Here is a 25,601-nt window from a genome sequence, read left to right as displayed (position 1 = left end):
AAAAACTCCTTTAACTGCTAAATGGCATACCAAACTTAGAAAGCAAAGCTTTACCCTCTCTGTCATTTAAAGCCGTAGTTACGATTGTAACATTCAAGCCAGATATTCTTTCTATTTTATCATAATCTATTTCAGAAAATATTATTTGCTCTGCTATCCCAAAAGAATAATTACCATTGCCATCAAAAGCATTACTATCTACACCCCTAAAATCCTTAACACGAGGTAACGCTAAATTAATAAGTTTATATAAGAACTCATACATAATGTTACCCCTAAGAGTAACTTTAGCACCTATTTCTTGACCCTGCCTAATCTTAAATCCAGCAATGGCTTTCTTAGCCTTTGTCTTAACAGCTTTCTGCCCAGTAATCTGACTAAGCTCAAAAACAGCTGAATCTAAAAGCTTCTTATTCTTAACAGCATCACCTACTCCCATAGAAACAACAATTTTTTCTATTTTGGGGGCTTGCATAATAGATTTATATTGAAATTCACTAACAAGCTCTTTTATAATCTTATTTTTATAATGCTTCTTTAATTCAGGAATATAACTCATAATCTAAACATTCTCCCCATTCTTTTTAAGGAATCTCTTTTTTTCATTACTTTCAAATTTAATTCCTATCCTTGAAGTTATCCCATTTGAAAACAACATTACATTGGAAATGTCTAGAGGTGATTCCTTTGAAATTATCTTGCCCCTCTCTTGAGGTGTTCTTGCCTTGATAACTTTTTTAACTATATTGCAAGATTGAACAATAACCTTAAGATTCTTCCTATCTATACTAATAATTTTACCCGTCTTCCCCTTATCCTTGCCACAAATAATCTTCACATTATCGCCTACTTTCAACTTCGTCTTCATAAAATAACCCCTTATATTACCTCTGAAGCTAATGAAACAACTTTCATAAAATTAGCATCTCTTAGTTCCCTTGCAACAGGCCCAAAAACTCTCTTACCTCTTGGATTCAAATTGGCATCAAGTATAACACATGCATTATCATCAAATCTAACATAAGTACCATTCTTACGTCTTATCTCTTTCGATGTTCTAACAACTACAGCTTTATGAATATCCCCTTTCTTAACAGGTGAATTAGGAATTGCTTGCTTTACAGCAATAACTATTATGTCTCCAACCCTAGCATATCGTTTTTTACTACCACCAAGAACCTTTATGCACTGAGCTATCTTACCACCCGTATTGTCAGCAACCGTTAAATATGTCTGCATCTGTACCATAATTAATCTCCTATATAAATATTGGAATTACTTTGATTTTTCTAGATCTCAACCAGCATCCATCTCTTCTCTTTACTAATAGGCCTGGCTTCAATAAGCTTTACCTTATCTCCAATTCTTGATTCTTCTTTCTCATCATGAGCCTTAACTTTTTTACTAACCTTTAAGTACTTATGATAAATAGGATGCATTTTTCTTTGCACAATCTCAACAACTATTGTCTTATTCATCTTATCACTAATAACTTTTCCAATTAGCTCTCTCTTATTCTCTTTTGCCATAACAATTAAACCTTCCTAATACCTATTGCGTATTCATGAATCATTGTATTAAGCCTTGCAATATCTCGCCTTAGCTCTCTTTTTTTTAAAGGATTTTCAACATGACCAACCACAGCCTTAAATCTTAAGTCCATATATTCCTTTTTTAAAGCTAATCTCTTGGATTTCATATCTTCAAGACTAAGATCTCTAAATTTTTTTAACATAATTCACCTCAAATCTCGCCTTACTACAAAGATAGTTTTAACCGGAAGCTTAGAACTAGCAAGCATCATAGCTGACTCAGCAAGCTCTTTAGGAACTCCAGCCATCTCAAACATAACGGTTCCAAGCTTAACAGGAGCATTCCAATAATCAACTCCCCCCTTGCCTTTACCCATTCTAGTTTCAGCTGGCTTTTTGGTATAAGGAATATCCGGAAATATCCTAATCCAAACCTTACCTCCCCTTTTAACTTTACGAGTCATAGCAACACGAGCCGCCTCAATTTGCCTTGCGGTAATAAAATATGTCTCAAGAGAAACAAGTCCATATTCTCCAAAAGATATTTCATTACCCTTCTGAGCCTCCCCAGAAAGTCTTCCCCTCTGCTTCTTCCTATATTTAACCTTCTTAGGACTTAACATTTAAACGCTCCTTAATTTTAGACATCAAAACCACTTTTCTTCCTTAAATCTTTACTGGACTTAGATCCAAGTTCTAGTTTTTCTTTAGAAAAATTATCGTCATTTATAACCTTCTTACCCCTATCATCTATCCTACCACTTTTCTCAAAATGTTCACTTCTATCTCTTGGGGACTTTCTGTTAATAACCTGACCAGCATCTGAAATAGTTTGCTTACCTAAAACTTCTCCCTTAAACAACCAAACCTTAACACCAATAACACCATAAGTTGTTTGAGCTTCAGCAAAACCATAATCTATATTAGCTCTAAGAGTATGCAAAGGAACTCGTCCCTCTTTAACTTCAAAACTTCTCGCAATCTCAGCCCCACCAAGTCTGCCTGCAACTTTAATTTTTACACCTTGAATGCCCTTGGAAATAGAAGATAAAAGAGCAGACTTTAAAAGTTTCTTATAGGAAGCTCTATTTTCTAACTGTTTTGCTATTCCATTGGCAACAATCTGAGCATCAAATTCTGGCTTCTTAATTTCTTTTATTTTAATATTAATTTTTTTAGATATTTTCCTAGTTAATAATTGCCCAATTCTCTCAAGATTAGCACCCTTAACTCCAATAACAGAACCAGGCCTTGGGGTAGAAATAACCACCGTCACTCTTTGAAGATTATTTCTAATAATCTCTATATCAGAAATATCAAACCTAATTCCTTGAAGAAACTTCATAATTTCTCGTCTTATTAAGAAATCTTCGTGAAGAATTTCAGAATATAACTTTTTATCAAAATACCACTTTGATTTCCAATCCCTATTAATCTTAATTCTTAAACTGTAAGGATGTACTTTTTGACCCATATCTTATTCTCCACCATACATCTTTTCATAAACTTCAACAAAAATATGACAACTTCTATTAATAAGCCTATCTGCTCTACCTCTAGCTCTAGGCCAAATACTCCTACGTCGCCTGCCGTCATCTACCATTACTGTCTTTACAAAAATCATATCCTCAGAAAGATTCCTATTATGATACATAGCATTTGATGCTGCCGATTTGACCACCTTGCCCAAAAGCTTAGCTCCCTTATTGGGCATAGAATAAAGTATTGCAACAGCTTCAGTATAAGACTTGCCTCGTATATTATCAGCTATAGGCCTCACCTTCTTTGGAGAAGATGGTAAATTTTTACCCTTTGCAGTATATCTTCTATTTATAACCATAAGCCCTATTTCCTTCCCTTCTTGTCCGATTTAGCATGGCCCCTAAAAATTCTTGTAGGTGAAAATTCTCCAAGCTTATGCCCAACAAGATCCTCAGTAATATACACAGGAATAAAGGATTCCCATTGTAAACAGATATAGTAAGACTTACCATTTCAGGAATTATTGTTGAGGCCCTAGAATAGGTTTTAATCACTACCCTTTTTTCTCTGCTAGAAGAAGCCAAAACTTTTTGATAAAGACTTTTTTCTATAAAAGGTCCTTTTTTAATAGATCTCGCCACTATACGCTCCTACTTATTTCTTCTCTTAATAATAAATTTATCTGAGTACTTATTTTTCTTCCTAGTCTTATATCCCTTAGTTGGCTGCCCCCAAGGAGATACAGGATGACGACCACCAGAAGTCTTTCCCTCACCACCTCCATGTGGGTGGTCAATAGGGTTCATAGCAACACCTCTTACCTTAGGCCTCTTTCCAAGCCACCTGCTCTTACCAGCTTTGCCGATAGAGACATTCATATAATCCTCATTGCCAACCTCTCCAAGAGTAGCCATGCATTTCTTAAAAATCATGCGCATCTCACCTGATGGGAGCTTAACTGTTACATAATCTCCCTCCGAAGCAAGTACCATCGCATAACCTCCAGCACCTTTTACAAGCTGCCCACCTTTTCCAACATTAAGCTCTATATTATGCACTGTTTTACCAACAGGAATATTTTCAAGTGGCAAAGCATTGCCCACTTTTATTGGAGCAGCAGGACCACTCTCCAAAATATCACCTACTTTAATACCCTTAGGAGCAATAATATATCTCTTATCTCCATCCTTGTAAAAAAGCAAAGCTATATTAGAACTTCTATTTGGATCATACTCAATAGACATAACTCGAGCAGGTATGCCAAACTTATCCCTTCTGCCAAAGTCAATCTCCCTATACCGCCTTTTATGTCCTCCACCTCTTCTTCTAACACTAATTCGCCCAGAAGAATCTCTTCCAGCCCTAGATACCTTCCCTTTAGTTAAAGACTTTAAGGGTTTATTACCCTTGCTTAACTCATCAAAAGATAAAGTTGTCTTATAACGCAAAGATGAAGTTTTTGGCCTATAAGTCTTAATACCCATATACTCTCTCCAAAACCATTAAAAAATATCTATCTTATCTTCTTTTTTAAGATACACATACGCTTTTTTCCATGAAGAAGTCTTCCCCTTACCAATAGGATACCCCTTTCTTGACACAACCGTCTTAACCTTGCTCTTAACATTAAGCAAATTGCATGATATTGGAGTAACATTGAAAAGCTCTTTAATTGCAGCACCAATCTCTTTCTTATTTGCTTGCTTCCTGACTTTAAAAGCATAAACATTCATATTCTCTCTTTGAATATTAGTTTTTTCAGTAAGCATAGGCGAAATTATTATATCATAAGCTTTCATAACTCTTCCCTTACATCTATATCTTATTTAACATAAAGCTCATTAAGTCCATCAACAGCAGACTCAAGTGCTATTAAATTTTTGGCATAAAACAAATCAACAACTCTAAGTCTATTAAAAGATAAAATTTTCAAATCCCTTATGTTTCTTCCTGCCCTTTTAACCATCTGATCATCATTCCCCAATAAAATTACTGTTTTACCACTAGTCTTAATAAGATTTTTCATTATCAAAACAAGCTCTTTCGTCTTTCCTGATTCAATAGTAAAATTCTCGATAATTTGCAATCTATCTTCCACAGATGCACATAAACTTAAAACAGATCTAAAAGCAAGTCGTTTAACTTTCCTTGGAAGTTTATAACTATAATCCTTCGGTTTTGGTCCTAAAGCCACGCCTCCACCAACCCAAACTGGATTTCTCTTAGTACCAACCCTGGCACGTCCTGTACCCTTTTGTTTCCAAGGCTTCTTTGAGCTACCCTTAACCTCAGACCTAGTCTTAGTTGAAGCTGTCCCAACTCTAAGATTAGCTAGCTCATTATTAATAGCATTATATATAGAACCATAACTAATATCGATATTAAAAACTCTATCCTCTAAATCTATAGTTCGAAGTTCTTGTCCATCCTTAGAAAAAACTTTTCTTTCCATACTAAACACCCACTTTTTTTGCCTTTTTAACAATAACAAAAGAACCCTTCACTCCCGGCACAGCTCCTTTTACCAAAAGGGCTCTTTTTTCCTCATCAATAAAAACAACTTCAAGATTTTGAATAGTTTGTTGCTCACCACCCATTCTACCAGACATCTTGGTTCCTTTAAAAGTTCTAGCAGGCGTAGTAGCTTGACCTGTACCACCAAGATGTCTGTGAAATTTAGAACCATGAGAAGATGGGCCCCCACTAAAATTGTGCCTTTTCATAGCGCCTTGAAAACCTTTGCCCTTAGTGGTACCAGTAATATCCACATACTTAATTTCTCTGAAAGCATCAAGACCAACCTCATCACCAGCATCATAACCTCTAAGACCCCTACATTCTATAATGTATCTCTTAGGCTCAACATTCTCTAGATTTTTATATTGACCTCTTATAGGTTTTGTAATCTTAGAACTCTTAAGATCAACAGAACCCATTATCAAGGCATCATATCCATCTCTTTCTACCGTTTTTTTTCCTATAATATAATTGGGTTCAAATTCTATCACAGTCACAGGAACTACAACCCCATTGCCTTGAAAGACCTGCGTCATGCCAACTTTTTTTCCAATCAATCCCAACATTAAAACACCTCAAATTCATAACTTAAAAAATCTATTTACTGCTTAATATCAACCTCCACTCCTGCAGGAAGCTCTAATTTCATTAGAGAGTCCATTAAAGCAGAAGTAGGCTCTAAAATATCAATAAGCCTCTTATGAGTTCTCATTTCAAACTGTTCTCTTGATTTTTTATTCACATGAGGAGAACGCAAAACAGTATATTTTTTGACTTTTGTCGGCAAAGGAATAGGACCCTTAATTTGTGCCTTAGACTTTTGAACAGCCCTAACAATAGATTCAGCACTTTGATTTAATATCTTAACATCAAAACTAAATAGCCTTACCCGTATCTTATCTTTAGTAACCAATTTATTCTCCTAAAATTTAGAGATATAAAATCTTCTAAAACCCACACTACTCTAATATTTCAAGAATTCTTCCTGAAGCAACAGTTCTACCACCTTCTCTAACAGCAAACTCAACATTTTTATCCATAGCAATTGAAGATATAAGTTCTACAACAATATCAACATTGTCTCCAGGCATAACCATTTCCTTACCCTCTAAACTAACCATACCTGTAACATCTGTTGTTCTAAAGAAAAACTGTGGTCTATAGCCTGAAAAAAATGGCTTGTGCCTTCCACCTTCTTCCTTAGTTAAACAATATATAGAAGCCTTGAACTTTTTATGGGGCGTAATTGTACCAACAGCAGCAATAACTTGACCTCTCTCAACATCCTTTTTATCAATACCTCTGAGTAAAAGACCAACATTATCCCCTGCTTCACCTTGTTCAAGAATTTTTTGGAACATTTCAACACCAGTAACAGTTGTCTTTCTAGTTTCTCTAATTCCAACAATTTCAACTTCTTGTCCAACTTTAATAAGACCTCTTTCAATACGCCCAGTAGCAACAGTACCACGTCCAGAAATAGAGAAAACATCTTCAACTGCAAGCAAAAATGGTTTATCAATATCTCTCTCAGGAAGATCAAAATAATTATCCATAGTGTCAAGAAGTTCTTTTATGCATTTGGTAGCTTCAGGATCATCAGGATTTGACATAGCCCCAAAAGCTGAACCCTTTACTATTGGCGTTTCACCAGAAAATCCATATTTCTCAACAAGTTCCAAAACTTCAACTTCAACAAGTTCAACAAGTTCAGGATCTGCTAAATCTAATTTATTTAAAAATACTATTATCTTCTTTATTCCCATTCGCTGTGCAAGAAGTAAATGCTCTTTTGTTTGAGGCTCTGCCCCACTATCAGCAGCAACCAATAATATTGCAGCATCCATCTGAGCCGCACCTGTAATCATATTTTTAATATAATCAGCATGTCCAGGACAATCAACGTGAGCATAATGCCTATTTGCGGTCTCATACTCAATATGTCTAGCATTAATTGTTATTCCTCTAGCCTTCTCTTCAGGTGCATTATCAATATCTTCGTACTTAAGCGCCTTAGCATCCTTATTGACCTTTGAACAATAAATACTAATAGCCGCAGTTAATGTTGTTTTACCGTGGTCAACGTGCCCTATTGTCCCCACATTCATATGCGGCTTTGTTCTTTGAAAAACTTCCTTAGCCATGAATCACCTCCAAAAAATTTGTATTCTAAATCTTTACCTATCTATATCTTCAAAACTCTTACTTTAAGAATCCTATTTTGTTTCTTTATTAGGATAATAAGATTATAACAACAATGCAAAATTATCATATTAAAAAAACATAATTTCTTAGAAATTGACCCGATTTCCGTGTTTTTCTAAAAGAATCCTTAACAACTTAGTTAGTTTACATATTATTTAGAATATAGTCAATACACTTCATACTATCAATATAAAATTTATTTCAAACAAGCAATACATTGTAAAAACCTGATTCAAAATGACTTAAGTTGAAAAATATGAATATCAAAATTTACAAGTTATTTTAAAACTTATAACTAAAGGTTATAATAAACTTGATATTTACGAAATCATAATACAATAACAAGATGTCTCAAAATGCTTTAAAAACTAGACTATTAAATATTATTATACCATCAATTATATCTATAATTATATGCTGCACAAAAAACAATTTTGTAAAATCAAAAGAAACCGCAAAAGAGATCGTTTATATTATCAGTTTTCAAAAAAATACAAAAAAGATTGAAATCATAAGATTTTATACCACCAAAAATAAAAATGAATTAATTATTACTCTTAAAAACAACAAAACAACAGACATAAAACCAAATTCATTAGCTATTTTCAAAAAAGGAAATAAAACTGGTTACATAATTAACGGAGGACTTAAGTCAGGAGAAGAAAAAACTTTTAAAGTAAATATCAATATCAATAAAAAACAAAAAAATACGTTTCATATATTTTTAAAACAAGACTGATTTAAGGCTGCTCCATATAATCATATAGTTAAGGGGTAATTAAGATTAGATTCTTAATTATTGCCTCACACACTCATCTATTATGCAATTGCAATTAAACTAACACACAAACCAGGTCAAATTTACCTATTATGCTTTTCCCAATATCTAGTCAAAGTTAAGCATAAAAAGATACCTAAAGCCACATAATTTGAGATTACAAAAGCATATCCTAAAGAGTTCTCTATGATGCCAAAATATTGAAAGATAAAGACAGCTGACAATCGAACAACCCAAAGACGGATACAAACAATTATCATAACAACCTTTGTAAGACCTGACCCAACCAATCCTCCCAAGAAAACTTGCTGCAATCCAAACCCAATAGTTCCAATCGACGCTAATAACAAATAATTATTAGCATAACCAATAACTTCCGGATCATCTGTAAAGATTCCTATTATAGCCTCCCTGAAAAAGATCACAAATAAAGCGATTGCCGAAATTACTATTAAGGTAACAAAAAATCCCTTTTTTAATATGTCTCCCACCCTATGGACTTTTTTTGCGCCAAGATTTTGTCCAACAATTGAAACAATACCAGTACCAATACTTACTCCAGGAAGAAGCAAAAAAGCAATAATATTATTAGACATACCATAAGCCGCTAAGAATTTTGGACTAATTTTAATTACAATGTAATTAAAAATCAAAAACGAAAGAGAAGCCATAACCTGCCCAAAAGCTGCTGGAAGTCCCAAATTAATGATATTTTTTATTAGAGCGACATCTGGAATAACATCCCTTAAATGAACTTTAAGGCCGTAATTTAACTTATAAGTAAAGAAAAAATAAGACACAACTGTCATCAATTTCGAAAAAAGGGTAGACCAAGCAGCACCAGCAATACCTAAATCAAAAGTAAACATTAGGATTGGATAAGAACAAAGTTGATAATATTTGCAACCAAAATTAATATCATTGCAATTAAGGTTTCTCCCTGAGAATTTAATATGTAAATAACAGAAACACTTAAAAACATTACAGGTACAGCATAAATCACAATATAAAAATAAGATTTTGCAAGTCCTCTAAGCTCTCCTTTTACATTCATGGCATCTAAAATAAAATCCATAGATATCAAAAAGGAAACTGTAACAAGCAAGGATAACATAAAATTTAAAAATATTAATTGGCCTGCATATTTGGAAAATTTAGCAAAAGTTTCCTCCCCAATACATTTAGACATTAACGACATGCTTCCTATAGCCATTCCCATACCAAATACCATAATAAGGAAATTAAGGGGACCAATAAGAGACAAGGTGGCAAGTGGCATAGTTCCAAGCTTTCCCACATAAAACATATCCACGAGCTCATAAAGTGCCTGAAAAATATTAGTTACCATAATAGGAAAGCTGATCACTAAAATAACTCGACATACATTACCTTCTAATATTAATTCCCTAACCTTAGTTCTAGTTTTGCTTACAGACATAAATAAACACCTTAAATTTTATTATACTGGCAAAACTGCAAGATTTTATAATAATATTTACGATTAAATTTAAAAGATAAATAAAATTAGTTTATGGTAATTTTTGCAACTTACAAAGATTCCTCATCTATAAAGTCAGCCAAAAGAGATAATAAACGAAATATTTTATTTGAACGTAATATGTCAAACAAATAACTTGTAAACCCCAGACACTTATAAAAGCATCCATAAGTTTGTCTTTCTTAATACAGAGAAATTGACTTTTAGTTAAATAATCAAACTCAAATCAAAAATAAAAATTTTATTTTTCCTCTACCCTCTTAATCTTTGCTCCCAAAGAACTTAACATGGTAACAACATTTTCATATCCCCTCTCAATCTGATAAATATTTTGAATACGACTCTCGCCTTCAGCACAAAGAGCTGCAATAAGTAAAGACATACCAGCCCTAACATCAGGAGAAGATACGCAATCTCCCTTAAGAACAGTTTTTCCTGTAACTACCACACGATGAGGATCACATAAAACAATCTGAGCGCCCATTTTAATAAGCTTATCCACAAAAAACATTCTTGATTCAAACATTTTTTCAAAAATAAGAACAGTTCCATGAACTTGAGTAGCAGTTACTATCATTATACTCATAAGATTTGTTGGAAAAGCCGGCCAAGGTCCATCATCAATTTTGGGAATATGTCCCCCGAAATCTAATTTTACCTTTAAATCCTGTTTTCCTTTAACATATATATTATGATCATCATACTCAAAACTAATACCAAGTTTTGAATATATATGTCTTATTAAAGCAAAATTTTCAGGATTAGCTTTATTAATTTCAAGCTCGCCTCCTGTTAATGCAGCAAGACTAACTAAAGAACCCACCTGCATAAAGTCAGCCCCTATACGAAACCTAGTTCCTCGTAATCTTTTAACACCTTTTATTCGAATAATATTAGAACCAATACCAGAAATATTAGCACCCATAGAATTTAACATATTGCACAAATCTTGCACATGTGGTTCACATGCAGCATTCATTATCACAGTCTCACCACAAGCAAGAACAGCTGCCATAATAATATTCTCAGTGGCAGTAACTGATGCTTCATCTAAAAACATCTTAGCACCAACCAACTTATTTATCTCTAAAACAATTCGATCACCCTCTTTGAGCCTCGCTCCGAGCTTTCCAAGTCCGTAAAAATGAGTATCAAGTCGTCTTTTACCGATAATGTCTCCACCAGGGGGGGCAATATCGATTCTACCACATCTAGCAAGCATAGGCCCTACAAATAAAATTGAGGCCCTAATTAAATCCGTCAAAGCAGAATTCATCTCGGTTGTTACAACATTTAAGGCCTTGATCTAAGGATATTACCTTCCCTGAATACATCAGCTCCTATATCCTTTAAAATATTTAAAATAACCTCTACATCTCTAATATTTGGAATATTTTCTAAAATAATTTCTTCATCTGTAAGCAAAGCTGCCGTAATGCAAGGCAAAGCCGCATTCTTATTCCCACTAGCTGTTATTTTTCCACTTATTTTAAAACCGCCTTCTACAAGATAGCTATACATCACAACCTCCAAAATAAATAAAGCTTATATAACCTTAAATTTTAGAAAATTAAAGAAATTCTTTTAAATATTGCTAGCCTCAAAATTACTACCATCGAAATCAATAAATTCCCTTATGACTTCGGCTGATAAAACTTTTCCATCATCAAGCTCAACCATAACACCATTAAAACCAAGACCATCCCAAGATTCGGTAAATCTATTACTTAATAACCCCTTTACGAATTTTTCTATCTCAAATTTAGGAACATATCCAATAACACTATTTAAACTACCAACTCTACCAAGATCAGTAATAACTGCAGTACTATCAAAAATTCTAAGATTTGCTGTTAATATTCTCTTACCTATACCCAAACAAGCACTAACTCTAGATTTTAGATAAAAAAACATAGCATTGATCTCGGCTGTAGTATTTGAATCAAAGAGAACAATTATGTTATTAGTATGTAACTTAATTTTCTCATAAAAATAATCAAAAGCAAAAAAAGGACTATTAAAATTATATTTTGTAATTCCTGTTTGTCCAACAAGTCTAATAACAGCAAGCTTACTGCCATTAACATTATAGATAAAATAAGAGTAACCTTTTAATTTGGTAGGATAATTTAAAGGCTTTAAAATAAAATTATATTTATCAAGTTCATCACTAAGCCCAGCTCGTACAAATGCATTTTCCCCTAAAGTCAAAACATCAATGCCATACTTCTTGAGCAAAAATGCATGCCTTTTGCAAAGCCCTCGAAAACCTGTAGTAAAATTATTGCCAGATATCACAAAATGAATTTCCTTCTTTTGTTTAAAAGACGATAAAAAATTTTTTATCACAACAATACCAGGTTTACCTACAACTTCACCAGTAATTAAAATTCGCAAACTCACCAAGGCCTCTCTCTTTATTGATCCAACTTAAAAAATTTAAGAATAATATTTTTCAAAATAATATTTGATAAAAAATAACTTATAACAATTGCAATAACAACCATAAAAAAAACTAACATAAACTGAAAAACAGAAGAAACAATAATATTCATTCTAGCAATAAAAAGGAACTCCAGGAAAAAAATCAAGAACATTAAAGATAAATTAATCAATGAGCATAAAATAAAATATAAAATTTTCATAAATTAGTACTTTTATTTTTAGTGAACAAATCGTAAATTACAAATAAAGCTATTCCTATAACAACATAACTGTCTGCAAAATTAAAGGTTGGCCATCTCTTAAGACCAAAAATACCAAAAAATTTCACATCCAAGAAATCTACAACCCCTAAAGGCCTAAAAAGTCTATCTGTTATGTTTCCAATACCACCAGATAAAATCAATATAAAAGCAATCCGTGCTGTCATATTAGTTTCTTTTAAAGCAAAACAAAAAACGAAAATCAAAATAATAATAGGAATTATAAGAAAAAATAAATTCTTCAAACTAGAATCAATATTAGCACCTAATGAGAACAAAATTCCAGTATTCCTAACATGTATTATTTTAAAAAAATCTCCAAAAAAAGATAAATATTCAGCTCCTATATCAATATATTTAGCAACTAAATACTTAGACCATTGATCAAGGAAAACTAAAATGAAAATAAACACAAAATTATTAATTAATATTCCTCTATTGATATTCATATACAATCCTTATAAATTAGTATCTTTTAAAATAAAATTGACATCTAATTCTCTTTTACCCTTCAAATCTTCCATTAACTTCATTAGACCAAATGTCTCAGTAAAATAATGTCCCGCAAATATTAAATTCACATCATACTCTTCAGCTAAAGAATATATCTGATGAGAAGTATCTCCTGTTATAAACAAATCAACACCTAGTTCTAATGCTTCCTGAAAAAAAGAATATCCAGAACCACTAACAATTGCTACCCTTTCAACATGATCCTTAAATTTTCTATAATAAAGAATATGTTTATTATGAGCCTCAATTCTCTTCAAAATTTCAGAAAAATTAAGATCAGCAGTAGCAATAATACCTAAATTGACACCCTTATAATTTGCAAAGGGTATAGAATCACGAAAACCCAAAAAATCAGAGAGTACTTTGCTATGCGAATAATCAGGATGAGCATCCATCGGCAAATGCACACAATAAAGTGATAAATTATTATCAATAAGCCATTTAACTTTTGCATACGTTCCAGATATAATTTTTTCCGACTTTGACCAAAAAATACCATGATGAGTTACTAAAAAATCATAATCTTTTGCTTCTCTTAAAGTCGGCATATTTGCATCAACAGCAAAAGCAACTCTCTTAACTTCACTCTCCAAATTACCTACTTGTAATCCATTAAGACTTTTGTCAATATTCCGATAATCATTTACCCTAAATATTTCATCCAAAAAAAATGATAACTCCCTAGTAGTCAATCAAGTCCTCCAAATTAAAGCATAACTTCTACTTCCCCTTAATCTTCTATGAGAATAAAGACTCTCATTACAATAAGTACACATTTGAACATCCCCAACATCTAAATTAAAGCTAGAAATCAATCCCAGATTAAAATCAACATTGCTGAAATATATTTTATCATCCTTTTTACAAAAAGACATATTTAATAATTCTTTACTAAATTTTAAATTTATCTCTGATAAAAATTCTGGCAAAACCTCATAGCAACATGATCTATTGCAAGGACCAAATATAATTTTTAAATTTTCAAAATCAGAACCCATATTCTCAAACATAAGTAACATTTTTAAAATTATTAACTTAAAACTACCTCTATAGCCACTGTGAGCAAGTCCAATATATTTTTTTGATTTGTCAAACATGTATATTGGAAGACAATCTGCATAGTAAGCAAGAAGTGCAACATCAGGGGAAGAAGATACAAGTCCATCACCTTCTTGATAATTAACAAACCCATCAGAAACTTTATAAACAATATTTGTGTGTAATTGTTTTAAATATTTTATATTTTTATCTTTAGGAACAAAGCTCAAACTATCATTACTAATATCCTTTATATCCAAATCAAAAGGTTTCTTAGTATAAAGTAATTTAACGTCGGGCTCTAATTCGAATTCATAATAAAGTTCTTTTTCTATTACTCTCATAATCTAAACTCTTCACCAAGATAAAGTTTTTTAGCCTTTTCACTATTTATAATATAATCAACATTTCCTGCATCAAGAACTTGGCCTTGATAGATAATATAAGCTCTATCGATTATATCAAACGCATCTCTTACATTATGATCAGTAATTAAAACACCAATATTTTTACTTTTTAAAATCCTTATTATATCTTTTATATCTCCAATAGCGATAGGATCAATACCTGCAAAAGGTTCATCAAGCAATAAAAAATATGGACTTACTGCTAAAGCTCTTGCTATCTCAGTTCGTCTTCTCTCTCCACCAGAAAGCGTATAGGCCTTTTGATATTGTATTCTCTTAATTTCAAAATCTTTAAGAAGATTCACAAGCTCCATCTTACGTTCAGCCTGTGATAAATCTTCGCGCCTTTCAAGAGCAACTAAAATATTATCTTCAACTGTAAGTTCTCTAAAAATAGATGGTTCTTGTGGCAAATACACGATTCCTAATCGTGCTCGCTCATACATATTAAGATTAGAGACATCATGCTCATTAAGCAAAACACGTCCACCATTAGCTTTAATAAAACCTACAATGGTATAAAATGTTGTAGTTTTCCCAGCGCCATTAGGTCCAAGCAAACCTACAACCTCACCCCTATGAACACCAATAGTTACGCCATTAACAGCCAACTTCTCACCATACCTTTTAACAATATTATCTGCTTTAAGAATAATATCATTGACAGTGCCAAGGTTAAGTTTTTCTTTAATTAACTTTGTTCTATTTTTTCTGCGAAGGAACTTCTCCCTCCACTTGAGTAAATCTACCTTCAACATCACCCTCAAGATTATATTTTTTAGTTTCAGTATTCAAAATTATTCTTGAAGCAGAATAATAATTATCATCTTGATAAATTACAGGAACACCTTCAAGAATAACTTCCTTTTTTTCTTTATTATAAATACCATTTTCAGCCCGAGCAAAAATATCACCTTTATATATCTTAACAGAATACTGCATAATATAAACACTCGTCTTACGACTACCTTCAATTCTTTCAGCCTTAACAACAAGTTCATTTTCTAAATCTTCAAGCTCAACACCTTGTTGAAGATAAAAATTATCCAATTTTCTATTAACAAATAAAAATTGTGACTTAACATTCATCTTATCCTTATAATTCTCATAATAAACGTTACCACGAGCCTCAATATAAGAACTTCCCTCACCATAAATTTCAATTTCATCAGCTCTAAGTCTGAAATCATCAGAAATTACTTCAGGATTTCCCTTTAAAATAATTTTTCTATAAAGGGGAGAAAAAATACCGTGAGAGAAATCAGCCCTAAAAATAAATTCATTCTTTTTTTTAGAATCTTTATCTCTAACTGTTTGTACATCTGAAGATTTATCTAAATTTCCCTTATTCTGTGCATAGCTACTTAAAAAAGAAATATAAACCAAGCAAATAATCAATCTTTTCATTTTACAAATCCTTCGATACCAGAATAAAAATAAAAATTATTGCTCTTAACAAAATACGAAAATCCATTCCCTGTTATATTGCTCTCATTAAATCTAATAAAAACCAATTCATTTGGAGGAGATGATAATTTTTTTTCGTCATCTTTCCATAAAAGTCTATTAGTGTTGATTAGATAATAATTATCCTCATCTTCTACCTTTAACTCCACAGAATCTTTCATATCTAAATCTTTAGTAACATGCGAACCTTCTAAACTATTAAATTTACCTGAAATTCGATTTTCCAAAGCATGGTATAAAAATCTTCCATTATCAACTCTATAAATTTTATAATAATGAAAATAATTAAAGTTTAAGGCTTCCAATGTCGTTTGTTTCTTTCCACCTACAATATTATGATAACTAATTCCCAATATCTGTATTGAAGGCGTCTCCTTAGCAGCCCCCATTCTACCCGTATACTCTGTATAATCAAACGTACAACCTAAGACAAACAAAGAAAAAAAAACATACAATAAAACAAATCTTATCATATAAGTCCTCTAAATCCTTGCTTAAGCTTGCAATACGCTATATTGAAGCTTTTCAACCAAAAAGCGAATATCGAAAATTCAACATGACTTTCATTCATAAATTTAAATATATTATTACTTAACATCACTTAAATTTAAAAAATTTATAATATCATATTATTCATAAATTAATACTTCTTATTTTTTAAATATTAATACTCACACTGCACAAAAATACAATAATATTTGTATAATCCTCTTAAAAATTTTTCACTAAAATCTCTCTTATATTACCACGTCTAACCGAATTTGAATTAATAGATCTCTTAGACTCAACAAAAGTAATATTATAATTCTTATATAACTGAAGACTAAAATCAGTATCAGAATTTGAAAGTAAGAACTTAGCCCCTTTCTTATCTATTTTGTCACAAAAATGTAATAATTTTTCATGCATTTTAAAATCAAATCCATACTTATTATAATTTGTAAAATTACTTGTTTTTGAATAAGGTATATAAGGGGGATCAAGATAAACAAAATCATCCTTTTCTATAAAATCAAGCAAACAAAAAAAATCCAGATTAAGAACCTTTACCTCCCGCAAAAGCTTAGATGCCAATTGCAAATTTTTAATTTCATAAAGACTAACCCGATTATATTTGCCAAAAGAAGTATTAAATCTTCCATTTCCATTTTCTCTATAAAGACCATTATAACAAGTTTTATTTAAATAAAGAAAAATGCATGCTCTTTCTAAATTAGTCAAATCCTTATTATTAAAACTATTCCTAATATAGAGATAATACTCCTTAACTAAAGGAACATTATCATACTTCTCAATTGCCAATAAAAAATTATCTAAATTATAAGCAATTTCTCTATAAAAATTAATTAAATTAGAATTAATATCATTAATAATTGAATTATTTAAATTCAATGCAAAAAATAATGCACCACCTCCAACAAAAGGTTCAACATAATTATTGAAAGAAATAGGAATATTATTGAAAATAGATTTCAATAAATTTTGCTTACCACCTGCCCATTTTAAAACAGGCCTTATTGCAATATTTACATTCATATCAATCATAATAATGTTCAAGCTCATCATCTCTCGCGTAAGTCAATATTTCATCTTCTTTAAACCAAATGGGTATTTCACGAAGAGCATCAACAGCATTAGCAGAAGCATGAATCACATTATAAATTGCAAACCTCTTTTCATTCGCATAATTAAAACTATGATGAGCAAAATCACCCCTTATTGTGCCGGGAGGAGACGTTTTTGGCTCTGTGGTACCACAAAACTTTCTAACAACCTCAATAGCTTCAACACCCTCGGCAACGAATACAAAAACCGGCGAACTCATTATAAAATCAATTAAAGCTTGCCACACAAACTCACCATGCCTTAAAGCAATATCATCATACAAATAATGTGCCTTAGCCATCTCTCTATTAACTAAAGTCATTTTAGTGGCCACAATTTTTAATCCCGCCCTTTCAAATCTAGAAATCACATAGCCAATTAATCCCCTTTTAACGCCATCAGGCTTAATAATACATAAAGTTCTTTGTATCAAAGTAGACATAAAAAACCTCCCAATGTTTTAATACAATTCAAGTTAATTATAAGACATAATTTGGACACTTTATAAACATTAATTTCACAAGAATAAATAAAAATTATTATTTTTAATAATTTTTATTTATTAATACAACAATTTAAGACATCAATAAAATAAATATTAAAATAACTCAACAAATGGACTTAGGCTTAAAAAACATCTTTATAAAAAAAATTAAACTTATAACTCCAACAACATACATTACAATAAATTAAAATTAATAAAAACAATTTAAAAATGCTATAAAATAGCTCAGATTTACATCTTAAATCTTAAACGCAAAGCTCTCAAAGTAGTAATCTTGTCTGCACTACCAATACTACCCCCAACAGGAAGGCCTGATGCTATTCTTGTAACATTAATATTTAAATCCTTTAAAAGACTGCTAATATAATTGGCCGTTACATCGCCTTCTATACTAAATTCTGTAGCAACAATCACTTCCTGGGTTCTAAGTTTTTTAATATAGTCTTCCAATTTATCAAGATTTAACTTACTTGGACCAATATTTTTTAAAGGATCAAGATGACCATGAAGCACAAAATAAAGCCCATAATATTCCCCGGTAGATTCAATAACCTCTAAGTCTTGTGGCATTTCCACAATACAAATCATATCCTTATTTCTATTGATGTCTTTGCAAATACTACAAAACTCTTCTTCAGAAAAATTATAACAATTTTTACACTTTTTGATTCTAAAATGAAGATTGGTTAGAATCTCTCCCAAACTCCTTGCATATCCTTCATCATTATACAAAATATCATAAACCATGCGTGTTGCCGTTTTTTTGCCTATGCCTGGTAATTTAGAAATCAAATCTACTAATTCTTGTATAATCAAAATTAAATCCCAAATGGAATAGAGCCCATGGTTTTTGATTTTATTTCTTCTTTAACCTTAGAAATAGCATCATTAAAAGCTGATTTCAACATATGTTCAAGGGCCCCATTATCTAAATCACTAAAAAATTCTTCCTTGATTGAAACTTTTTTAACAACAAATTCTCCATTCATCTCAACAATAATGACATCACTTCCTGCTTTACCATAAACAACAACTTGAGAGATTTCTTTTTTAATATTATCAATATTATCTTTAAAATTTGACACATTCTTTAAAAAATCTAATGGATTTACTGCCATTGTCTTACTCTTTCACCTCACTTGCTCCAAAAATATTTTTAATTCTCAATACCTCATTCTCAAATTCATCCTCATTCTCCTTAAACTGCTTCTGAAATATAATACTCAATCTAGGAAATTCTCTGTAAAATTCAGCTCTTATCTCATTATGATAAGCCTGTAACTGATTATACTCAAATTCACTAAAAATTTTATAATAAAGCACTCCATTATCAATTAATACCTCTCCTGAGTACACCAAAGTTTGAACATACTTAGATACTAAATAAATAAAACGTTCTTTAATTCTATCATTATCATCCGCCTTATCAAAACCATCTCTAGTTTCCACAAAAATCTCATCAATGTCACCATCATCAGAATCAACATCAGGCTCAACACTAGAATCGGCATCAATAACAATATTAGAATCAACATGTATCAGGTCTTCAACTTCACTCTTCAACTTAGTCTTAATTTTGTCATCCAAATCTAATTTCATAGGCTCAGGTTCTATCAAAGAGACATTATCTAATTCTGGCCTTAAATCAAGTTTGAAATCGGCCTTTAAATCAGTATCCAAATCAACATCACTAACACTAAACCCAATTTCATCAAGCACCTTAGTTTCAATATCCTGAATTTGCTTAATTAAAACATGGTTGGGCACATAATTTTTAAGTCTAAGTATTTTAATAAAATTAATCTCAAGTTCATATTTAGGATTTAATGAAAACTGCAAATCCCTATAGGTCTCAAGTAATACACCAATACTTCTCTCAACATGCTTTAAATCAAAAGCTAACAACTTTTCTCTTAAACTCTTGGATTTAATACCAATAAATGTAAGATCTTGAATATCCAATTTTAAAAATAAAATCTCTCTAAAAAATTCAATCGCATCAAGTAAAAATTGTTCACATGAAATCCCAGCTAAGAAGACAGCATCTAAAACATGGAGTAATTCTTTTAAATCATCATTAAGAATACTTAAGGCCAACTTTTTCAAAAATTCATCTCCAGTCAGTCCCATCTTAGATTTAATCTGTTCAAATTTAATGTCAGAATTACTCAATGAAACAATTTGATCAAAGAGAGTATAAGCATCTCTTACACTTCCTCCACTTTTATAAGCAATCCACCTTAAAGCCTCATCTTCGTACCTAATATTATCTTCAATACAAACATGTCTTAACATCTCATAAATCCTGCTTAAAGGCAAAAGTCTAAAATTAAAATGCTGACACCTACTCTTTATTGTATCTGGTAACTTGTGTGCTTCTGTGGTAGCAAAAATAAAAACAATATAACGGGGCGGCTCTTCAATTGTCTTTAAAAGAGCATTGAAAGCAGAATTTGAAAGCATATGTATTTCATCAATAATATAAATTCTATACCTGGAATTAGCAGGAGGAAACATTATGTCTTCTTTTATCTGTCTAACATCCTGAACAGAAGTATTGGAGGCTCCATCAATTTCAACAATATCAATACTATTATCATTATCAATAGATTTGCAACTGAAACACACACCACAAGGCATACTTGTTAGACCTGTATGGCAATTTAAACACCGTGCAAAAGCTCTTGCAGAAGAAGTCTTGCCAACTCCTCGTGGACCTGAAAATATATAAGCATTTGCTATCTTATTATTTTCTATCGAATGTTTTAAGGTTTCAACAACAAAATCTTGCCCCTCAAGAGAATTAAAATCTTTTGGGCGCCTCTTAATGGCAGTACCTCTTGCAGATATCATCCCACTCCCCATACACCAACAAATCTCACTTAAACCTTAAATTTAACAAAATTAAAAACATTCAAATAACAAAAATTATTCTTAAAGCAAGTCAAATATAACACAATTCTTTTTAGCATGAATTTTATAAAACACACTTAATCAAACTGCCTAGCCAAAAAAATAATAAATTTATCCTAAGATGTACGCACTCATTGAGTAATTACTTACCGCTGCTACCTTCCAGTCCTGACGGAGTTAGGCAATCCCCAATAGTGCGGATCCTAGGAATCGGAGAGAATGGGATTCGAACCCATGATACACTTTCATATATACACGCTTTCCAAGCGTGCGCCTTAAGCCACTCGGCCATCTCTCCAAAACCAATAACTTTCGTGCCCAAGAGGATTTGAACCTCTGACCTTCAGAACCGCAATCTAATGCTCTATCCAGCTGAGCTATGGGCACAAACAAACATTTAACTTCAATTGTAATAAAAATTATTATTTATTACAATAAAGTCAAGTTTATATAAAATAGTCAAATTTATTCTTACAAATAAGAACATTAATTAATAAAATAAAAGGAGTAATAAATGACAATTAAACTTCCAATATTAATATCAACATTATTATTATTAATATCATGTAAAAAACACGAAAAAAAGATAGAAAGCGCTGAAATTCATATTGAAACAAAAACTATTAAAGAAACCATAACTGATGAAAATAACAATATCTTTAATATAGATGCCAAAATTCCCACTATAGAAGGCCTAAAACTAAGTGTTGAAGCTCTTATAAAAAAATGGAAAATTAATGAAACTGAATTTCTTAAAACTCAAAAGTCACAAAAACACGCTTATGAATTCAATTATCATTCTAATTTTGAGACATTCAAAAATCCAGACCTTAAAATCACATCTATTTTGTACTCACAATATACAATAGCATCGTATAATGCAAATGGACGTACAACGTATCATCCAATTAACATACGTGGAAAAGAAAAAATACAACTTACAGATATAATTTCAAAAGATCAATTAGATTCCTTAATGCAAGTACTAAGAGAACAAGTCAAAAAAGACTTTATTAAATTTAACGTTGACTCTACCAGTAAAAATAACGAATCCGAATTTGAAGAAGCTTTCAGACAATATAAATATTACTTCAAAAATAATAATGTGATAATTTTCTACGATCCAATGATAATACGATCACGGGCAGATGGGAAAATTGAATTTACATTTCCAATAGATCACAATACTGAAAACTAAAGAAAAATAAAAATAGATAATCCATTTTATAACAAAACGGAGAGGGTGAGATTCGAACTCACGGTAGGCTTCACCTACGACGGTTTTCAAGACCGTAGCATTAAACCACTCTGCCACCTCTCCAAACTATTATCACATTAATAAACTAAAGAAATCTTTATTGGAAATTCCAACAAAAATCCCTACGGAGAGAATGGGATTCGAACCCATGGTCCCCTTTTTAAAAGGACAACTTCTTAGCAGGAAGCCCCATTCGACCACTCTGGCATCTCTCCTTTATAACTATACTAATAAATAGTATATTAGAGTCATTACATTGTCAACAAAATTAATTTTCAAAATTTAAAAATTAATTCTAAAATCTCTATAAGCTTCTATTAAATCCTTAATTTCCTTAATAGCAACATCAAATTTAATGCTTGTAATCTCATCTGAGAAAATTGTATTAATAATCTCTACCTCATTATTACCTGCTCTAAGTTCAATATGCTCATCTCCAATCTTCCAAAGATATGAATAAAGTCTAGTATCATAATTAAACACAAAAACGGGCCCTTTTAAATCCAAGGAATTATCAATAAAAAACAAATATTCCAAAGGCCATTTGCCTTTTAAAGCCATTGCAAACTCATTTAACAACTCTTCAATTAAAATATCTTCTCTAGATTCAAGTAGATTTAAAAAATTAGAATAAACATTCGGACTAATTTCACAAAGTTTCTTCATATAAAAATAAGCATCTTCAAGATCACGATTCCTTAAAAAAAACAAAAAAGCATAAAAATAAACCAAATCCATATTAGGATAATCTAATAACATTCTATCAATAGATTTTTTAGGAGAAAAACCTAAAAGGTCTATTGTAGCAATATGCATATTATATATTGTATAAATATTAGGAAAACTTAAAATAGCTTTCATATAAGATTTAGTTGCTTGGGTCATATTACCTATGCTGTGTAAAATAGTTGCTCTATTATGCCAAATATATTTAGAATAATTAGAATCTGTTAAAAATCTCTCGGAAAATTTAATTGCACTACTTATCTCCCCAATAGAATAAAGATAATACATTAAATAATTAACAATAAGAGAAAGATTAACCTCTGAAAAGCTTTTATCTATCTCACATGGTTTGACATTTTTGAATATACAATTATTTTTTAAAAACCAGGTATTTAATTTAATTAAGGCATTATTTTTATCCACGCAAGAAGCTTTAGCTATCATCTTTAAAGCCTTATCTCTTCTACCCAGCACTTCAAACAAAATAGCAGCATTATTAATGGCCTGAATGAAACTAGGACATTGCTTATTAACTTTTAAAAAATAATTCAAAGACTTCTTATAATTCTTAAGTCCAAAATAAAAAACACCAAGATTATAATTTTGAAAATAAGTAAGTTCATCTTCTTGGTCTTCAAATTTACCATGATGTAAAAGTTCAACTAAAAACCTATATTCCTTTAAAATGGGATAAGTATTTAATACATAAAATAGCGCTTTATAATCTTTTAATTTAAAATAAATTAGAGATTTAAGAGCCAAAGAGTCAAAACTATCATCAAAAACATCTAACTTTGAAAGAGCATTCTTAAAATCACCCTTTTTATAAAGCTCTAATGCACTTTCAAAATCAATACTACTCATCTTGCTTAAAAAACTCCATAGGCCTTACAGAAACCTCTTTTGAAAAAGATGTATTATTTACACTCTTATCTAAATTATAAGATGCAACACTAATATAATAAAGCCTTCCATTTTCAAGACCCGTAATTCTAAAAGAAGTTTGATTACCAACATCAATAGGGGATGTAAAAACACTTCCAACTTTACCATAATAATTACCAGGGGCAACACCAATATAAATATAATAACCCCCAATATTACTATTAATAACAGGAAACCATTCTAATAATATCTCGCCAGACCCTGGTACAGCCTTTGTTATTAGTGGTGGAAAAGGTGCAGCCTCGGGTATATAAGTAATCACCATTCCATAAAGAGATGGACTTTCTACAAGATTACCGCTTGGATAAAATTCAACCTTAAATTGAATATATTTTGATACATCAAATTTAGAAAACCCACCTTTAGGATCAAAATGAATCCAATCTCCCGTCAGATTCTTTTTTATCTCCCCATTCTGCTCTGTTTCATAAAATACTTTATTATCTACCCTATAATAATAAAAAATATCTGTATTTTTTGGTTTATAACTATCAAATTCAACAGATAAAATCTGAGAATAATCTTTAGATAATTTGATTGGTTTTGTAATAATATATCCCATCTCCTTTGAAAAGAAAGCATTATGCACGTCTTCAAAGCTTTTATGAATCTCAAAATTTTCAATAGCTCCTGTAAAATACTGTCCCAATGTAAAATCAATAAAATTACCAATATTCAATAAATATCCAGATCCCTCTTTTTTATCAGCAGTAATATATGCTATAGATTGAGGCTTAGAATCTATTAGGTATTCTAATAATCCATCCTTTTGTCTATACCGAACAGTATGCAAATGCCACTCTTTTGGAATAAAATCATCATCACTTTTAAGCTTAATCTTAATAGGTTCTCCATTATCATTTAAAAACACATTATTAAAATTCCAAACAAAAGTACCACCTTCACTTTCCAACCGAATAGCCTGATCTAACCATACACCCTTAATATTCTTATAACCGTTCCAACTTACAATAACCTCTCCAGTGATAGAAGTAGAACGATATGCCCAAAATTGAATAGTAAAATCAGAAATCATATTACCTGAATAAAAAAAAGCTTTTTTTGTTAGTGGCTTAAGTTTAACAGTATTTCGGCTTGAATAAAAAATCAAAGAACTACCCGAAATATTATAGAAAGAATTTGAAATTTTTGCATTATTTAAATCAATAAAATAATTTGAGGCTGCATCCTTGACACTATTATCTTTTTCTATTTCTAATCTAAAATCAACATTATTAATGTCTAATAGCCCCCTATGTCTATCCAAATAGATTCCAAGAATACCTCTGCTATCTCTTGCAAAACTAATGTTATGAGCTTCTTGAATAAATTTAAATTCATCTTTGGAGTCAAGAATCAATTTAAGTTCTTGAGAAAAAGCACTAAAAACGCAAAGATAAAATAACACGAATACACAAATCAATCTCATTACAGACCTTTTGATATTTTTTAATACAAAATTATACAATAATCTAAATATTGATATAATATTATATCACAAAAATAA

General features: G+C 31.1%; 30 protein-coding genes, 4 tRNA genes, 1 other RNA gene and 3 pseudogenes. 2 read left to right on the top strand and 36 right to left on the bottom strand.

All coding sequences use genetic code 11. The features are described from left to right. Nucleotides 1-10: 10 nt before the first annotated feature. From rplE to tuf, 15 genes and pseudogenes are all read right to left on the bottom strand, one after another. The gene (gene rplE / locus ACWUD1_RS02500) at nt 11-559 is read right to left on the bottom strand and encodes a 50S ribosomal protein L5 (protein WP_472756278.1); all 549 of its coding nucleotides are present in this window, start codon (nt 557-559) and stop codon (nt 11-13) included. 3 nt (nt 560-562) lie between these two features. After that, nucleotides 563-868: a 50S ribosomal protein L24 gene (rplX, locus tag ACWUD1_RS02495; protein ID WP_472756277.1), complete on the bottom strand. Its 306-nt coding sequence runs from the start codon at nt 866-868 to the stop codon at nt 563-565. A gap of 11 nt (nt 869-879) precedes the next feature. Continuing rightward, on the bottom strand, nt 880-1,248 hold the full coding sequence (gene rplN, locus ACWUD1_RS02490) for a 50S ribosomal protein L14 (RefSeq protein ID WP_472756276.1): 369 nt from the start codon (nt 1,246-1,248) through the stop codon (nt 880-882). Nucleotides 1,249-1,289: 41 nt separating this feature from the next. Next, the gene (gene rpsQ, locus ACWUD1_RS02485; protein ID WP_472756275.1) at nt 1,290-1,529 is read right to left on the bottom strand and encodes a 30S ribosomal protein S17; all 240 of its coding nucleotides are present in this window, start codon (nt 1,527-1,529) and stop codon (nt 1,290-1,292) included. Between the two features lie 5 nt (nt 1,530-1,534). After that, nucleotides 1,535-1,735 carry a 50S ribosomal protein L29 gene (gene rpmC, locus ACWUD1_RS02480; RefSeq protein ID WP_472756274.1) on the bottom strand — a complete coding sequence of 67 codons (201 nt, stop codon included), beginning with the start codon at nt 1,733-1,735 and terminating at the stop codon, nt 1,535-1,537. Between the two features lie 3 nt (nt 1,736-1,738). Further along, nucleotides 1,739-2,155, bottom strand: coding sequence for a 50S ribosomal protein L16 (gene rplP / locus ACWUD1_RS02475; RefSeq protein ID WP_472756273.1), 417 nt, complete (start codon nt 2,153-2,155; stop codon nt 1,739-1,741). Between the two features lie 17 nt (nt 2,156-2,172). After that, nucleotides 2,173-3,006, bottom strand: coding sequence for a 30S ribosomal protein S3 (gene rpsC, locus ACWUD1_RS02470; protein WP_472756272.1), 834 nt, complete (start codon nt 3,004-3,006; stop codon nt 2,173-2,175). Between the two features lie 3 nt (nt 3,007-3,009). Further along, on the bottom strand, nt 3,010-3,372 hold the full coding sequence (rplV, locus tag ACWUD1_RS02465) for a 50S ribosomal protein L22 (RefSeq protein WP_472756271.1): 363 nt from the start codon (nt 3,370-3,372) through the stop codon (nt 3,010-3,012). Between the two features lie 5 nt (nt 3,373-3,377). Then, nucleotides 3,378-3,655: pseudogene (rpsS, locus tag ACWUD1_RS02460) on the bottom strand (30S ribosomal protein S19). A 9-nt stretch (nt 3,656-3,664) separates the two neighbouring features. Continuing rightward, entirely contained in the window at nt 3,665-4,498 is an 834-nt protein-coding gene (gene rplB, locus ACWUD1_RS02455; RefSeq protein ID WP_472756270.1) for a 50S ribosomal protein L2, read from the bottom strand. 18 nt (nt 4,499-4,516) lie between these two features. Beyond that, a complete protein-coding gene (gene rplW / locus ACWUD1_RS02450) occupies nt 4,517-4,813 on the bottom strand; it encodes a 50S ribosomal protein L23 (protein ID WP_472756269.1) in 297 nt (98 codons plus the stop codon). A gap of 23 nt (nt 4,814-4,836) precedes the next feature. Further along, nucleotides 4,837-5,466 (bottom strand): 50S ribosomal protein L4, encoded by a 630-nt coding sequence (gene rplD / locus ACWUD1_RS02445; protein ID WP_472756268.1) that lies wholly within the window; start codon nt 5,464-5,466, stop codon nt 4,837-4,839. 1 nt (nt 5,467) lies between these two features. After that, entirely contained in the window at nt 5,468-6,097 is a 630-nt protein-coding gene (rplC, locus tag ACWUD1_RS02440; RefSeq protein ID WP_472756267.1) for a 50S ribosomal protein L3, read from the bottom strand. Between the two features lie 35 nt (nt 6,098-6,132). Further along, on the bottom strand, nt 6,133-6,444 hold the full coding sequence (gene rpsJ / locus ACWUD1_RS02435; protein ID WP_472756266.1) for a 30S ribosomal protein S10: 312 nt from the start codon (nt 6,442-6,444) through the stop codon (nt 6,133-6,135). 46 nt (nt 6,445-6,490) lie between these two features. Continuing rightward, entirely contained in the window at nt 6,491-7,675 is a 1,185-nt protein-coding gene (gene tuf / locus ACWUD1_RS02430) for an elongation factor Tu (protein WP_472756265.1), read from the bottom strand. A 407-nt stretch (nt 7,676-8,082) separates the two neighbouring features. Between tuf and ACWUD1_RS02425 the strand changes: the two genes are divergently transcribed. Next, the gene (locus tag ACWUD1_RS02425) at nt 8,083-8,475 is read left to right on the top strand and encodes a hypothetical protein (RefSeq protein WP_472756264.1); all 393 of its coding nucleotides are present in this window, start codon (nt 8,083-8,085) and stop codon (nt 8,473-8,475) included. 122 nt (nt 8,476-8,597) lie between these two features. On the opposite strand, the pseudogene ACWUD1_RS02420 reads toward ACWUD1_RS02425, so the two are convergent. From ACWUD1_RS02420 to ACWUD1_RS02340, 17 genes and pseudogenes are all read right to left on the bottom strand, one after another. Beyond that, nucleotides 8,598-9,952 (bottom strand): annotated as a pseudogene (locus ACWUD1_RS02420) (MATE family efflux transporter). 301 nt (nt 9,953-10,253) lie between these two features. After that, nucleotides 10,254-11,533 (bottom strand): annotated as a pseudogene (murA, locus tag ACWUD1_RS02415) (UDP-N-acetylglucosamine 1-carboxyvinyltransferase). Nucleotides 11,534-11,596: 63 nt separating this feature from the next. Next, complete coding sequence (locus ACWUD1_RS02410) at nt 11,597-12,415, bottom strand: YmdB family metallophosphoesterase (RefSeq protein ID WP_472756263.1); 819 nt, start codon at nt 12,413-12,415, stop codon at nt 11,597-11,599. A 238-nt stretch (nt 12,416-12,653) separates the two neighbouring features. Beyond that, entirely contained in the window at nt 12,654-13,166 is a 513-nt protein-coding gene (gene lspA, locus ACWUD1_RS02405; RefSeq protein WP_472756262.1) for a signal peptidase II, read from the bottom strand. 9 nt (nt 13,167-13,175) lie between these two features. Further along, nucleotides 13,176-13,922: a Nif3-like dinuclear metal center hexameric protein gene (locus ACWUD1_RS02400; RefSeq protein WP_472756261.1), complete on the bottom strand. Its 747-nt coding sequence runs from the start codon at nt 13,920-13,922 to the stop codon at nt 13,176-13,178. Further along, entirely contained in the window at nt 13,923-14,612 is a 690-nt protein-coding gene (gene pgeF / locus ACWUD1_RS02395; protein WP_472756260.1) for a peptidoglycan editing factor PgeF, read from the bottom strand. Next, nucleotides 14,609-15,433: an LPS export ABC transporter ATP-binding protein gene (gene lptB / locus ACWUD1_RS02390; protein ID WP_472756259.1), complete on the bottom strand. Its 825-nt coding sequence runs from the start codon at nt 15,431-15,433 to the stop codon at nt 14,609-14,611. Before lptB ends, pgeF begins: the two co-directional genes overlap by 4 nt. After that, entirely contained in the window at nt 15,378-16,082 is a 705-nt protein-coding gene (locus ACWUD1_RS02385) for an LptA/OstA family protein (RefSeq protein WP_472756258.1), read from the bottom strand. Before ACWUD1_RS02385 ends, lptB begins: the two co-directional genes overlap by 56 nt. Further along, nucleotides 16,079-16,615, bottom strand: coding sequence for a hypothetical protein (locus ACWUD1_RS02380; RefSeq protein ID WP_472756257.1), 537 nt, complete (start codon nt 16,613-16,615; stop codon nt 16,079-16,081). The genes ACWUD1_RS02385 and ACWUD1_RS02380 overlap by 4 nt, the downstream gene beginning before the upstream one ends. Before the next feature lie 238 nt (nt 16,616-16,853). Further along, the gene (locus tag ACWUD1_RS02375) at nt 16,854-17,678 is read right to left on the bottom strand and encodes a DNA adenine methylase (RefSeq protein WP_472756256.1); all 825 of its coding nucleotides are present in this window, start codon (nt 17,676-17,678) and stop codon (nt 16,854-16,856) included. Nucleotide 17,679: 1 nt separating this feature from the next. Next, a complete protein-coding gene (locus ACWUD1_RS02370; RefSeq protein WP_472756255.1) occupies nt 17,680-18,189 on the bottom strand; it encodes a nucleoside-diphosphate kinase in 510 nt (169 codons plus the stop codon). A 294-nt stretch (nt 18,190-18,483) separates the two neighbouring features. Further along, a complete protein-coding gene (gene recR / locus ACWUD1_RS02365) occupies nt 18,484-19,068 on the bottom strand; it encodes a recombination mediator RecR (RefSeq protein ID WP_472756254.1) in 585 nt (194 codons plus the stop codon). A 2-nt stretch (nt 19,069-19,070) separates the two neighbouring features. Beyond that, complete coding sequence (locus tag ACWUD1_RS02360) at nt 19,071-19,370, bottom strand: YbaB/EbfC family nucleoid-associated protein (protein WP_472756253.1); 300 nt, start codon at nt 19,368-19,370, stop codon at nt 19,071-19,073. A 4-nt stretch (nt 19,371-19,374) separates the two neighbouring features. Then, entirely contained in the window at nt 19,375-21,105 is a 1,731-nt protein-coding gene (dnaX, locus tag ACWUD1_RS02355; RefSeq protein ID WP_472756252.1) for a DNA polymerase III subunit gamma/tau, read from the bottom strand. 171 nt (nt 21,106-21,276) lie between these two features. Then, nucleotides 21,277-21,374: signal recognition particle sRNA small type (gene ffs / locus ACWUD1_RS02350), an RNA gene on the bottom strand. Between the two features lie 2 nt (nt 21,375-21,376). Continuing rightward, nucleotides 21,377-21,463: transfer RNA gene (locus ACWUD1_RS02345), tRNA-Ser, on the bottom strand. 15 nt (nt 21,464-21,478) lie between these two features. Then, a tRNA-Arg gene (locus ACWUD1_RS02340) sits at nt 21,479-21,552 on the bottom strand. 127 nt (nt 21,553-21,679) lie between these two features. On the opposite strand from ACWUD1_RS02340, the gene ACWUD1_RS02335 reads away from it, so the two are divergent. Beyond that, on the top strand, nt 21,680-22,363 hold the full coding sequence (locus ACWUD1_RS02335; protein WP_472756251.1) for a DUF3298 domain-containing protein: 684 nt from the start codon (nt 21,680-21,682) through the stop codon (nt 22,361-22,363). Nucleotides 22,364-22,400: 37 nt separating this feature from the next. Here the strand turns inward: ACWUD1_RS02335 and ACWUD1_RS02330 are convergent. The 4 genes from ACWUD1_RS02330 to ACWUD1_RS02315 form a co-directional block, all read right to left on the bottom strand. Next, nucleotides 22,401-22,486 (bottom strand) — tRNA-Ser (locus tag ACWUD1_RS02330). 62 nt (nt 22,487-22,548) lie between these two features. Further along, a tRNA-Ser gene (locus tag ACWUD1_RS02325) sits at nt 22,549-22,638 on the bottom strand. A 67-nt stretch (nt 22,639-22,705) separates the two neighbouring features. Next, a complete protein-coding gene (locus tag ACWUD1_RS02320) occupies nt 22,706-24,013 on the bottom strand; it encodes a tetratricopeptide repeat protein (protein ID WP_472756250.1) in 1,308 nt (435 codons plus the stop codon). Continuing rightward, nucleotides 24,006-25,523 (bottom strand): fibronectin type III domain-containing protein, encoded by a 1,518-nt coding sequence (locus ACWUD1_RS02315; RefSeq protein ID WP_472756249.1) that lies wholly within the window; start codon nt 25,521-25,523, stop codon nt 24,006-24,008. Before ACWUD1_RS02315 ends, ACWUD1_RS02320 begins: the two co-directional genes overlap by 8 nt. Nucleotides 25,524-25,601 lie beyond the last annotated feature (78 nt).

This window comes from Borrelia tillae (genome assembly GCF_055693965.1).
The sequence above is the reverse complement of the archived record's forward strand: the minus strand, read 5'-3'. Positions and strand labels throughout refer to the sequence as shown.